Origin of the sequence: Vibrio aestuarianus, assembly GCF_028858425.1 — a bacterium.
In the GTDB taxonomy this organism is placed as follows: Bacteria; Pseudomonadota; Gammaproteobacteria; order Enterobacterales; family Vibrionaceae; genus Vibrio; species Vibrio aestuarianus.
In genome coordinates, this window is record NZ_JAKNYQ010000001.1 from 2988790 (window position 1) to 3001919 (window position 13130).

13 protein-coding genes are annotated in these 13130 nt (G+C 43.7%); all 13 read right to left on the reverse strand.

Features of this window, described 5'->3' with window-relative positions:
* Positions 1–7: 7 nt before the first annotated feature.
* The gene (rng, locus tag MCT08_RS13620; protein WP_274678613.1) at positions 8–1477 is read right to left on the reverse strand and encodes a ribonuclease G; all 1470 of its coding nucleotides are present in this window, start codon (positions 1475–1477) and stop codon (positions 8–10) included.
* Positions 1478–1497: 20 nt separating this feature from the next.
* Complete coding sequence (locus MCT08_RS13625; protein ID WP_422640821.1) at positions 1498–2061, reverse strand: Maf family protein; 564 nt, start codon at positions 2059–2061, stop codon at positions 1498–1500.
* Positions 2061–2549: a rod shape-determining protein MreD gene (gene mreD / locus MCT08_RS13630; protein WP_053308811.1), complete on the reverse strand. Its 489-nt coding sequence runs from the start codon at positions 2547–2549 to the stop codon at positions 2061–2063. The genes MCT08_RS13625 and mreD overlap by 1 nt, the downstream gene beginning before the upstream one ends.
* Entirely contained in the window at positions 2539–3426 is an 888-nt protein-coding gene (mreC, locus tag MCT08_RS13635; RefSeq protein WP_053308812.1) for a rod shape-determining protein MreC, read from the reverse strand. The genes mreD and mreC overlap by 11 nt, the downstream gene beginning before the upstream one ends.
* 51 nt (positions 3427–3477) lie before the next feature.
* Positions 3478–4521, reverse strand: a complete 1044-nt coding sequence (locus tag MCT08_RS13640; protein ID WP_053308813.1) for a rod shape-determining protein — start codon at positions 4519–4521, stop codon at positions 3478–3480.
* Positions 4522–4691: 170 nt separating this feature from the next.
* Positions 4692–9098: a DUF6701 domain-containing protein gene (locus MCT08_RS13645; RefSeq protein WP_274678616.1), complete on the reverse strand. Its 4407-nt coding sequence runs from the start codon at positions 9096–9098 to the stop codon at positions 4692–4694.
* Positions 9099–9102: 4 nt separating this feature from the next.
* Positions 9103–9531 carry an MSHA biogenesis protein MshP gene (locus MCT08_RS13650; protein WP_274678618.1) on the reverse strand — a complete coding sequence of 143 codons (429 nt, stop codon included), beginning with the start codon at positions 9529–9531 and terminating at the stop codon, positions 9103–9105.
* Positions 9503–10273: a PilW family protein gene (locus MCT08_RS13655; protein WP_274678619.1), complete on the reverse strand. Its 771-nt coding sequence runs from the start codon at positions 10271–10273 to the stop codon at positions 9503–9505. The genes MCT08_RS13650 and MCT08_RS13655 overlap by 29 nt, the downstream gene beginning before the upstream one ends.
* On the reverse strand, positions 10273–10830 hold the full coding sequence (locus tag MCT08_RS13660; protein WP_274678621.1) for a prepilin-type N-terminal cleavage/methylation domain-containing protein: 558 nt from the start codon (positions 10828–10830) through the stop codon (positions 10273–10275). The genes MCT08_RS13655 and MCT08_RS13660 overlap by 1 nt, the downstream gene beginning before the upstream one ends.
* A complete protein-coding gene (locus MCT08_RS13665) occupies positions 10820–11317 on the reverse strand; it encodes a type II secretion system protein (RefSeq protein WP_274678622.1) in 498 nt (165 codons plus the stop codon). Before MCT08_RS13665 ends, MCT08_RS13660 begins: the two co-directional genes overlap by 11 nt.
* A gap of 148 nt (positions 11318–11465) precedes the next feature.
* Entirely contained in the window at positions 11466–11939 is a 474-nt protein-coding gene (locus MCT08_RS13670; RefSeq protein ID WP_274678623.1) for a type II secretion system protein, read from the reverse strand.
* A 38-nt stretch (positions 11940–11977) separates the two neighbouring features.
* Entirely contained in the window at positions 11978–12553 is a 576-nt protein-coding gene (locus tag MCT08_RS13675; RefSeq protein WP_171979696.1) for a prepilin-type N-terminal cleavage/methylation domain-containing protein, read from the reverse strand.
* An 82-nt stretch (positions 12554–12635) separates the two neighbouring features.
* Complete coding sequence (locus MCT08_RS13680) at positions 12636–13130, reverse strand: MSHA biogenesis protein MshF (protein WP_168523507.1); 495 nt, start codon at positions 13128–13130, stop codon at positions 12636–12638.

Here is a 13130-nt window from a genome sequence, read left to right on the forward strand (position 1 = left end):
GGTCCTACTACATCATTACAACGTCAAATTGCTCTTGAACATACAGTGGCTCAGCCTGAATACGCACTTCTTTACCAATAAAGACTTCCAGTTCAGCCAGAGCATGAGACTCATCTCCTTGCAAACTTTCTGCCACAGCTGGCGATGCATACACCACAAATTTATCCGAATCATAGGCGCGATTGACGCGTGTAATTTCACGTAATATTTCAAAACAAACAGTCTCAACCGTCTTCACACTGCCACGACCCTCACAGGTTGGACAAGAAGAACAGAGCACATGTTCAATACTTTCGCGTGTGCGTTTACGCGTCATCTCTACCAATCCGAGTTGCGTAAAGCCGTTGATGTTGGTTTTTACACGATCTTTAGATAACGCAGCATCTAATGAAGCGAGTACCCGCTTACGATGCTCTTCCGACATCATATCGATAAAATCAATAATGATGATGCCACCAAGATTACGTAACCTAAGCTGACGAGCGATCGCCTGGGTTGCTTCAATGTTGGTGTTAAAGATGGTTTCTTCAAGGTTACGACGACCGACAAATGCTCCGGTATTAATATCAACCGTGGTCATTGCTTCGGTTTGATCAATGATCAGATAGCCACCAGATTTAAGCTCAACCTTTCTCTCTAGAGAGCGTTGAATTTCATTTTCGGTGTCATACATGTCGAAAATTGGTTTATCCCCTTCATATAGTTCAAGCTTTTCGGTAAGCTCTGGCACGTATTCAGAGGTGAATTCTTTGAGGTTTTCAAATTCAAGACGTGAGTCAATGAGGATCTTAGTCAGTTCTGTGCCGACAAAATCTCGTAAAATACGTTGAGATAGACCTAATTCACCGTACAAAGTAGTGCGTGTTTTGTACTTTACACGTCGTTCTAACACTTTCGACCATAAGCGTTTAAGAAAGGCAGCATCTTGCGACAGCTCTTTTTCATCCGCCCCTTCCGCAGCCGTGCGAATGATAAAGCCACCATGTTCATCACAGTAATGTGAAACTACTTTTTTTAGCCGCTCACGCTCACATTCACTTTCAATACGTTGTGAAACACCCACATGACTCGCTCCGGGCATAAACACTAAATAGCGAGAAGGAATGGTAATATCGGTTGTCAAACGAGCGCCCTTGGTACCTAGAGGGTCTTTCACCACTTGTACTACAATATCTTGCCCTTGACGAACCAGCTCTGAAATATCACGTACTTGAAACTGCTGTTTCTCGTTTTCAGCAACACATTCGGTATGAGGAACGATGTCGGATGCGTGCAAGAAAGCGGCTTTATCTAAGCCAATATCAACAAAAGCCGCTTGCATGCCAGGTAAAACCCGGCTGACTTTACCTTTGTAAATATTACCGACAATACCGCGCTTTGCTTCACGTTCAATATGGATCTCTTGAAGAACTCCACCTTCAATCATCGCCACACGAGTTTCACTCGGGGTGACATTTAGTATCAACTCTGCACTCATGAGCACACCTCAATGTTAAATTATAAGAATTCGTGCAAGAGCTGGTCAGTTTCAAATAGCGGTAACCCTACAACGGCGTAATAACTGCCTTCGATCCTCGTTACAAATCGTCCACCCAATCCTTGAATGCCATAACTGCCAGCTTTATCGCATGGTTCTCCTGACTGCCAATATTGTTCTATTTCATTGTCTGACAGAGGTTTAAACCAAACATCCGTGGTCACAACCACGGATTTATAGTGATCATTTGTTGCTACGGTTACAGCAGTCATCACTTGATGCTTTGTCCCCGATAAATGGCGTAACATTTGTTGAGCATGGTTAAAATCAATAGGTTTTTCCAGTACGGAATCACCTTGCACAACGATGGTATCTGAACCGATAACAATCGCATCTGAGGAAATCAGTTTAAGTCCAGCAAACGCTTTATCACGAGAGAGCCGCTCAACGTAAGCTCTCGGGCTTTCATTCGCTTGTCGCGTTTCTTCCACATTCGGTACGTTAATATCAAATTGATAACCCAATTGGGCGAGCAATTCTCGGCGTCTTGGCGAGCCAGAGGCTAAAACAATTTTTTTACTCATCACTTCACATGCCAATGGCGACGAACTCGACGCAGTAGTAAAAACATCCATGGCCATAAAATGCAGTTAATCAACCCACTCCATAGTGAAAGAGGATTGAAAGTCACATCTTGAATCAAATATTCACCACAGAAAATCAATACATCTAGCAACATCGAAAGCAAACCAATCACTACCGCTTGTTGCCACAACGCCATATTGCGTAATACTAAAAAGTTGATCGCAACCAAATAGATCACGATCGCCATCATCATACCGCGAATACCGAGTGTAGAACCGAGCAATAAATCCCAAAGTAAACCAAGGATTAATGCGGTGCCGACGTTGATGCGATACGGCAAAGCCAGCACCCAATAACACGCAACCAGCAATAACCATGATGGGCGCATCAGATCTAATTCACCAGGCCATGGAATAGTTTGCAAAATCAGAGCGAAAAGAAACGAAACACCAATAACCAATTTACCGCGAAATACTCTATTGGCCATGTTCTACGTCCTCTGACATTTGCTCTGGTGTTGCTTGTAATACTTTATGTTGGCGGTCTTCATTAGGCCAAATAAGTAACAAGTACCGCAGCCGATCAAAATCGACAACAGGGTCAGCAATGATGGAAGCAAACTCGCGCTGCGTGTCTTTATCAACAACAGAAACGTGCGCCACTGGGTATCCTTCTGGATAAACGCCACCCAGACCTGATGTTACTAATAAATCACCCACTTCAACATCAGTGCTAGTTGGTATGTGCTCTAACTGAATTCGGTCAATCTGACCATTACCAGAAGCAATGACCCGTATGTCGTTGCGGATAATCTGCACCGGAATTGCGCTATTGGAATCGGTAAGCAGCAACACTCGGCTATTATGTGCCGCAACAAACGTAACTTGCCCAACAATGCCTTTATCGTTGATAACCGGTTGTCCTTCATAAACACCATCAATACGTCCCTTATCGATCACAACTTGATGTCGATAAGGTGAGGTATCCACCGCCATGACTTCGGTAACGACCTTCTTTTCATCACGAACAAAAGAAGAACCAAGTAGTTTGCGCAAGCGCTGATTTTCTTCACGGTATTGGTCAAATAAAATCAAATCACTTTTCAGCCCCAAAGCTTCTCGTTTCAGTCTTTGATTGGATTCTAAAAGATGTTGATGTGTCGTAAAACGCTCGTAAACGCCATCAAACATACTGCGTGGTAAGTCGGCAGCATATTGAATGGGGGCAACTAAACTATTTAAAAAAAACCGAACGTTAGAAAATGCGCCTAAACGACTATCAGCCAGCATTAAACTGGCTGATATTATGACAGCAAAAAAGAGACGTAGCTGAAGAGATGGTCCTCGACCAAATATTGGCTTCATTCTATAAAAATCCTAGATTTCATGATGAGAGCACAATGGCTCTCAAAGCCATTATTCTTCGCTAAATAGGTCGCCACCGTGCATGTCGATCATTTCTAACGCTTTACCACCACCAAGGGCGACACAAGTTAGAGGATCATCAGCGACAACCACTGGAATACCTGTCTCTTCCATCAATAGACGATCGATATCTTTCAGTAGTGCACCACCACCAGTCAGCACCATACCATTTTCTGAAATATCAGAAGCTAGCTCTGGTGGACACTGCTCAAGTGCAACCATGACTGCAGAAACAATACCGCTCAGAGGCTCTTGAAGTGCTTCTAAGATCTCATTGGAATTCAACGTAAAGCTACGCGGCACACCTTCAGCAAGGTTACGACCACGCACTTCAATTTCCATTACTTCATCACCTGGGTAAGCGGAACCGATCTCATGCTTAATTTTTTCTGCTGTTGCTTCACCAATTAAACTACCGTAGTTACGACGTACATAGTTGATGATAGCTTCGTCAAAACGGTCACCACCGATCCGTACAGAAGAAGAGTAAACCACACCATTTAGTGAGATAACTGCAACTTCGGTCGTACCACCACCGATATCGACCACCATTGAACCGGTTGGCTCTGATACGCGTAGACCAGCACCGATTGCCGCCGCCATTGGCTCATCAATCAAATAAACTTCACGAGCACCAGCACCGAGTGCAGACTCACGAATAGCACGGCGCTCAACTTGAGTTGAACCACAAGGTACACACACAAGAACACGAGGGCTTGGTTTAAGGACACTGTTGTCATGCACTTGTTTGATAAAGTGCTGCAGCATTTTTTCAGTCACATAGAAGTCAGCAATAACGCCGTCTTTCATGGGACGAATAGCAGAAATATTGCCCGGTGTACGACCTAGCATTTGCTTCGCCGCATGACCGACAGCAGCAACGCTTTTACCGCCACGACCTTTGTCTTGACGAATAGCAACAACGGAAGGTTCGTCGAGGACAATACCTTGTCCTTTAACGTAAATAAGAGTATTGGCGGTACCTAAATCGATCGATAGGTCGTTAGAAAACATGCCACGCAGTTTTTTGAACATATTCTTCGCTCGTCCTGCAAGAATTAGAAGATAAAAAATTGCACTAAATGTACCAATGCCTCGCCATCACAGCAAGGCATTGCTACATAAACATGAACCGAAACCCGTAATTTCTAACAGATCCCTAACTTAGGTAGGAAAAAACGCTCTAAATTGAACTCATTCTTCGATTAATTTCTTTCGCGCCACCAGATAACGCGATCACTACCTCGGTATAAACCAAATTGAACTCGTCCCGAAACGTCGTTTTCAAAACTGCCATCTTGATTTTCATCGATGCGTAACCAGGGTAAACCATTGGCATCAAGATCGAGTAAGGTATCAATAAATCCTTGCTCCCCCGCACCTGGAGCAGAAAATTTAATCGTTGTCACACCAGATGATAATGTACGATTCGTTAAGGTCGCCTCCACAGCCGGTGGCCCACCCGAGCCTAAAGTCAGATCCGTCGCTGTTAAAGTGAAGTTCGCAATGTCTGGCAACTGAGTACAACTATCGAAACTGTTAATGACAAAACCATTTGTCGAATAATATTCACTCACCACCTGCTGCAATAACGGTGCGGTTTCTGGGCCGTAAGTGTCGTGGATCACCAGTTTTCCCCAACGCAGTTTCATTTCGTTATCAATATCGGCAATCGTATAGTCTATACAAGGGCTGCTTGCCGTCGCCCTATAACAAACACCATCGAGATCAGTAAGATCGGACGCAGCGAGAGTAAGCTCTAGTTTGCTATTAAAAGGGACAATCGCCTGTGGTGGTTTTTGATAAATTAACTCTTCGCCTAAAAGCTCAATACGAGAATCCCCCGCGTTAATTCGGTTTACGCTAGTCGCATCTTTATCAAAGCTGATTGATAAATCATGCACGGTATCCTCATAGACACGATTATCCCACTGTTGGTTATAACGCCACCAAGTACTGTCAAAATAATTGACCGTTTTACTGCCTAACGCGGATCTTGGGTTTAAGTAGACACCAGGATTTTCTTGATACCCAAAAGGTTGTCCTAAATAGCTAAAGGATTCCGTGCTTGAAGAAGTAAGCTTACATTCAGCCTTTAGGCTTGCCACAACCGAGGTTGGAGAAAAGTAAGCGGGAATAAAACGCCCAACGGGCCCCGTTGATACCATAGTAATTGGTAAATTTTCCGCTAATAAATCAACGCCAAGGTAAGAAGTCGGCGACAGCAAAGAAAAATCAAATGCTCCAACTTCACTCACTTTTTGTAGCACAGTGGTTGAACTGCCCAATTGATGATTGTATTCCACTTCACCAAGATTACCCGGCACGCCAGTTGCCGGCTCTATTAGTGTATGCGAGAGCTCAATATTTGTTTGCTGATAATTTGTCACACCAAGATTATTGGTGAAATCATTATCTTCAACGGGTTCAGCCGCTACCGCCTTGACGTGCAGATTGAAGTTTTCATCAGCCCTAGCAAAAATATTACAGCTCATATCGGCACTTGGACACGCTCCATCATCACCATAATAATTAGTTGCACTGAGCACTAAAGCACGAGGGACACGAACAAAACTATCTTGTCCTGTGAGCGTTAAATCCTGCTCTTCTCCACTACCATCAAAACGTGCATTTAAAGCGAGGCTACCTGCGTCACGATAAGAGACACTAATGCTCGCCTCGCCATTTTGGTTGAAATTGAGAGTGACCGGAACCGAAGAATTTGATGATTGCCCTACAGCAACATTATTCACTCCAACGGTGTTAGCTGTGAAACCTTGCCCTGCACTTGGACTCAAGTAATCACTCCAAAAAGAAACGGATTTCGGTACATTCTGGAAGCTAGGCAAACACTGTTGCGAAACATTGTCTTTACGTACCGCTTTAATGGTTCCTGCTACCGTTTGATTGGCATAAGAATTCGGCACATCCAAAATAAAACCACTGTCAGCAAAAGTGATGGTGCAATTGTTAGTCGAAAATGGACCAGCATCACCATTATGGCTACATAACGTATCATTGAAGGCGATCGCTGTAGGAATAGATCCAGATACACCAACAGTGACATTACCTGCACTGTTACGCCTTAATTGAGCATTGCCGACACCATTGCTAAACGATAATGTTGAGCCATCCACCCAACCACCACTGGCGCTTGGCAAGGAATTCGGTATTAGATAAGCCGTCACGGGATCAGTGAATAAATTATTACAGCTGTCGTCGGCACACGCTTTTATAGAAACATCAGAAGCGGCACAAGTTAACCCTTGCGCAGGCAAAGAGATACGGAAGTGATTAATCTGCTCTCCAACTGGTCGTGAATCGAGCGCACATACTTCAAAATTATCAATTTCATGATAATTAGTTGAGCCTCCCGTTGACCCTGTAATGGAAAGTAACAGATCATCAGGAACATTACTTTGCCCAGCAAAGCTTAAGACGTTAATAGGTCCAATTAATGTTTCCCAATTATTTGATCCCACTTTGCGTTTGATGGTGACATTAGATACACCCGATTGCGTCGAATCGATCGAGATTTGATAACGATGTAAAGGGTTACCATTATTGCTATCGATTTTAGGATTTAAGCAGTCGCCATTACTGTTTTGTGAACCATTATTACAAGTACCGGCTAAATAACCGTAACCACTATAACCACTACCGGAGCCTCTCAGTGCAACGGCTTGTCTTCGACGCCCCGGCCCATCAGGGCCGCCCTCGATGGAATAGTTACCAAATTCATCAATACCAATCCCCAGCCAGCCACCCGCAAACCCCGGCTTCTGCTCATAAGTTTTATAGCCATAACCTAACGGGCCACCAAATGCTCCCACTTGTGGAGTTATACTCGCATCAGAAAAGACGATGGCTACGCCATCAGCTCCCGAACCTCCGTAAGCAAAATAATCAAACTCAACATCAATTTTGTTATTCGCTGCTGGAAATATACGTTGGAAGGTTGAAGCGGTGGCTTGATTCCTCACCGCCTGAGTCAAACGTAAACGCTGGTTAACGATTGAGGGGGTAAATGCACCGCTACTACTAAAAACGCGCCACTGCTCATCCAAAGGTTTGCTTTGAAAATCATCGGTAAAACAACTTGGCGTGAGACCTCCACATAGGTGACGCTGGTTATAAAGGTCCCAAACTTGCTGGTCTGTTAATGAACGATTAAAGATCAAAACCTCATCAATATATCCATCAAACGCACGCCCAGAAAAATTTTGATCTTGCCCTATTTGCAAAGGGAGATTATTGGTTTGCAGTTGTTTGTTTTGATTCGATGTTCGAGACCCCGCCAACACACCATTAATAAAAATACTTGCACTGCTATTTTTAAAATTATAGCGAATAGTAACGTGGCTCCATTGGCCATTAGGAATGCGTGATGTACTGGCTAAAGAACGGGTTGAACCATTTTTTTCTTGCCACCACCAATAGACATAACCTGCTGAGTTTATATGAAATTCATAGTTGTTATCTTTAGATAAGATGCTGTATAAGCCGCCATTAGGGCGACTCTTCGGATACACCCATGCTGAAATCGTTAACTCTTTATCCAGATCCAATTTGTTATCGTATGGCACCTCTACATACTGATTGCGTGCATGTGTAAACTCACCATAACCACATGTCCCTGAGTTATTAATCTCAGGTAAGGCAGGCGAATTCTGTGCAGTGCTCGCTCCATTAATCGCTCGGCCATGAAGATTATTTCCCGAGCTATCAGCAACAGTGCCTTGAAGATTATCCCAACTGTCCTCATCCATTTTTAACCACATGACAGGATTCGATGGCAGGGTATTACTGCCCTCGATGACTGCATCATCAGTCATTATCAATTTACGGCTATTGGTACGACCGACAATTCTGGCTGAATTATAGAGATTCAAAGTCTCCGATATATATAAATCACCCGTTATTTGTGTGTCACCTTCGAGCGCAGCACCGCTATATCCAATGACTTGAACGTTACTATTAATCGAGGCTTCAATAGTAGCTGCTGTATTTAATGCGATATTGCCATTAACGAAAATTCTCACATCACCATTTGCGATTATCTTGCTGCTGCCATTGAGTTGCAGCGAATTAAACCAATAATCACCAGTATGAAGTATCACTTCAGCATTGCTGCCCATCGCCAGTGAATTCACTCGATATTCCGTTCTTGAACTATCAAACTCTAAAGTGCAATTACTGTATAAAGAAATATCCTGTGTATTGGGGTCATTAATGGATAAGCGGTCCCCAGAATCACAGTAACCGATTGAGCTACCACCGTTATTATTTTTAAAATTGTCTAAATTTAACTCTGGCGTTGGAGAGCCTGACACATTACAAAGCACACCATTACCAGCACTATCATCACAACTGCTGTCCGGTCTCTCATTGCTTGTGTTTATAGTACAAAATGGTAAATCAACGCCATATGTACCTTTGATCTGTGAACGACCATATTGAGTCAATTGTGAACCGGAAATATTACTGCAACTGCCACTTACGGCATGCCCTTGTGCGCTATTCGGGAAATAGACAGACTCATCAATCGGTGCCAGTGCTTTAGCTAAACTGGCAAAGCACAACATTAAAATACAAAATGTAAACTGACCCAATTGCCTAGCTATCATCACGAATTCCAGCCTCAATAATTCTTTGGTAGATATTATCTCCTGCTTTACAGGTTCCGATACTCTCTAATTGATAGACCTGATATCCACTATCATCCAACACACCAATTGAACGACAAGATACCTTTGCCTCACACCGCTCAAGCCCTTCACCTTTAAAAGTATAGTTACTATCAGTACCAAGCTGGCAGCTTCCTTGTGCCTGTGGGCTATAAAAACGGCTAATATCAATTTGCATCGCAGAGCGGGCGGTCATTTCGGCTCTTGTGCCTAAGACCATTGATACCAATTGTTGGCTATTGCGTTGTTGATTTCGGTTGGCAACCGCAGCAACAAAGCCCACCACCACAATGATAAAAATAACTAACACCAAACCGCTGCCTTGTTGCCTATGGCGTGTTGTAGATAAGCGCATCATGGTCAAACTTGATCTCCTCACCACGGTCAGAAAACGTTAATTCAATTTTAATTAACCCATTTCGTTGCAACTCAGGCTGTGTAACTTGAAAACTGGCTTGGCTAATATTTTCAGCTACCAGCACCCCACTACCAAGCTGACTCGGTGTTAGTGCAGTGCGATTTAAAGGGTAGTTAGCGTAACGATAAATACGCTGATTTTGATAACAAAAGGCGACCGGGGCACGATAAAAATAGAGTCGCTTAGCCGGAGATTGAATTGAAAAACCGGTCGCTTGAGTCAGCGAGACATCAACCATAGTGGCACGGTTCACATCGGTAAACTCAACATCAGCATCCACTTCTGCCACCTGCCCATTTACCGAAGGGGCTTGACGTAATAATGCCGCATTGGTTGGATAAACGACGAGTCGCTCTCCTTTCGAGACGCTTTTATTTATAGGCAGAATACGAATCGCACTTGATGCCGCTTGAGGGGAAGGAAGGGTATTGTAAATCGCGCTATTGGTGATAGGTAAAAACTCAATACAGTCATTTTCCACCAGAACACTGTTGGGTACCGCTTCTCTTAATTCTCGGCTTAAACGTTCAGTAATAAAACGCCCTTGTTGGATAAGCGCTTCGCGCGCGGTGGTATCGACATAAATGCCCATCCCTTGACTAATTACTGAACCTAAAAACAGCCCAACAACAGATAAAAGAATGATGGAAATCACCATTTCAATCAGGGTAAAACCACGCATTAAAAGTTTCCCCTCGTGGCAGCGAAAGGATAGCGGTTACCACTAGGGTCGATGATCACTACTGCTATTCGTTTATAGTCGGTTATCGTGCCTGCATCTTGCCCAGTCATAACACCACTACTGTTTTGTTCATAAAACACTTTAATCTCAACGTTATAACGTTGGTAATCAGCACTAATATCAGCGCCTAATACATCTTTAACTGAACCAGTTAAGCCATGAAAATCATCAACATCGTTATAAAGCGTATTCGCATTTTCACCAGCGTCAGGCCCAAGCGCACTCGGCAAGGTGCAAGTTTCTCGCCCTGTGGTAGTCACCAATACACACTCCGGCACCCCACCATTGGGGCCAGAGTTTTCGTCAAAAGCGCGGCCCATTACCTCATCTAATACGGCGCGACCAAGCTCAGCCGCTTTCACCGCCAATACCTGTTCAGCACTCTGCTGAGAACGCGGATAAAGCGCAGCGGTGATGCCGGTCATAGCAATCGCAATCAAGGTGATCACAATGATCATCTCGATTAAGGTAAAGCCTGTTTTTCGCTTAGCAGCCATAAATAAACCCTTCACTATTGATGCACACTTGGCGAGACTCTCCAGACTGGGGGTTGCTTACTGTCACTGTACATTGAGCGGCAAGGCATTGAGCGGCGCGCCCTAAGCTATCAAAATCAAAATAGTGGCTACCGTCGTTGTTGGTCAATGTCAGGGTAATATCGTTTGCTGCCGCATCAACAAAACTGCTGTCTGTCGACGGATTGGGTAGTGAGGTGGTGCAAGCACCAGCAGAAACGGAAGGAGACACTTGTTGCGCTTGATTATTACTGACCAACCAGCGGTTACAATAGCCCGTGCGCTGCATGGCACGGTTTTGCGTTAAACGTAATGAGGCCAGAACTTCACTTTGCGTCGTAATGGTAGAAAATGTGGAAACACCACTGTAGCGGCTCGCCGCATAAACAGAGACAATGCTAAGTAGTAGAATAACGACAATCAGTTCGATCAAGGTAAAAGCCGACTGCTTCACTAAACGTTGTCGCATCACAATGCCTCAAACAAAAAATAAGTGCTTAGATTATATAAGAAATAGCGGAGTTAGACCTAAATTTTGCTGGGTTTTATTGCGAGAAGAGCTGGGTCGATCAGATAGATATAATAAAGGCCAGCAATGCTGGCCTTTATTCAAAAACTTAACAACCGCCAGAACTTACTGATGTGGAATAGACTGCAGAACTAGTTGCCTCTGTATAAGTGACATAGCAATTTGTATTTGCAACAGAAGACGCATCTGTAAGCTTGCTATCTTTAAACGTAATCAGGTAAGCCGCAGGGCTTGAACCTGAGACTTGAGACGTCCAATCACTACTTAAACCAACCACCGCCTCAGCGATACCATCAGCACTAGCTGTTGGATAGCCATAAATAGTTTCAATGCCATCTTTAGTCTTGGTTGCAGAACTCTTTGTTTCTAGACCTTCAATTGCTGCTTTACCATATACAATACCAGCGGCACCATCTAAAGCACCTTTTAGGCCTTGTAGGGATGACTTACGAGCATCATTTTGCAAATTCAAGAAACGAGGTGCTGCGGTAACCGCCAAAATACCCAAAATTACAATTACCACCACTAGTTCAATAAGGGTGAAACCGCCTTGTCTTTTCATAGTTACCTTCTCTCTATGTTTAAATTAAATGCGCAGACTTACTGCAAAGTTACGGTCACACGACCTGTTTTGATTTCGTACACAAACTGGTGTGCGGTTCCGCCCTCTTGTTGTACATAAGTACAAGTGGATAAACCGGTATCGGCTTGTGCTGAGTATTTTACGTCAGAGTTAGTCGCAGCATTAGCGACTGTGTCAACTTTTGGTGGGTTTTGTAATAAATTATCCATTAAATCAATACATGCTTGGTCAGTAATAGCACTAGGGTAACTAGTATTATCGGTATTCAACGCAATTGGATAACCATCACGAAAGCCGGTTGATGCCCCACTGCTGTCTTCCGAACGAGTTAGCCAAAAGTTTACCCCATCATAATTGACGGTATTTTGTTTCTCAGCGCCCAGCGTCACCGATGTTCTCGCTTGTGCCTCCCACTGAGCACGAGCCGACAACACACCAGTAGCATAACCACCAGCGACACCTTCAATACTGGCTTTTTTGGCTTCATCAGTTACATCTAAGAAACGAGGCAACGCAGCAACGGCAAGTAAGCCGACTACCACAATGACAACCACTAATTCAACCAAAGAGAAACCGGTTTGCTTGTTATGCATGCTTCTACCCATTTATTATCAGTACGACGTATTATACGCGCATATTTTCACATAACTCTATGTTAAGTGACAATTTATCTTACTATGCCGGAAAATCGACGCTAACGGTAAACTTATCACTCAAAATTTCAATAGTTATCACTTGTTTTTGGCTGTAATGATAGCGACATTGGTATTGGTTAGTTTCAATTTTAGCATCAATCGCAACCACACGGCTTTCTAGCACTTTTTCATCAGGGTACAGTAAGTGTAGCCAATGCTGGCAATTGAGCATTGGTGATTCATCCTTAGCCTCATCGATTACCGTTGCCTCATTATTAAACAATGGCAGTACCCACCCGGCCTTGCTCATTGTTAACTGTTGACCATCCATATTCAGAATTAAAGGCTGACCTTTTAGTAACCAGTTTTGTTTATAGAGATTGGCACTTTCAACAATTCGGTTACGTGCAACCGCAAAAGCCGTTTGGTTCGCCTCCTGCTCGATTGACTTCCAAACAAATAAAAATGAAAGCAACAAAATGAGTACCAGAAAAAGCCAAATCACGAACTGGGAGCGCTCTATCGCTGTTTTCAC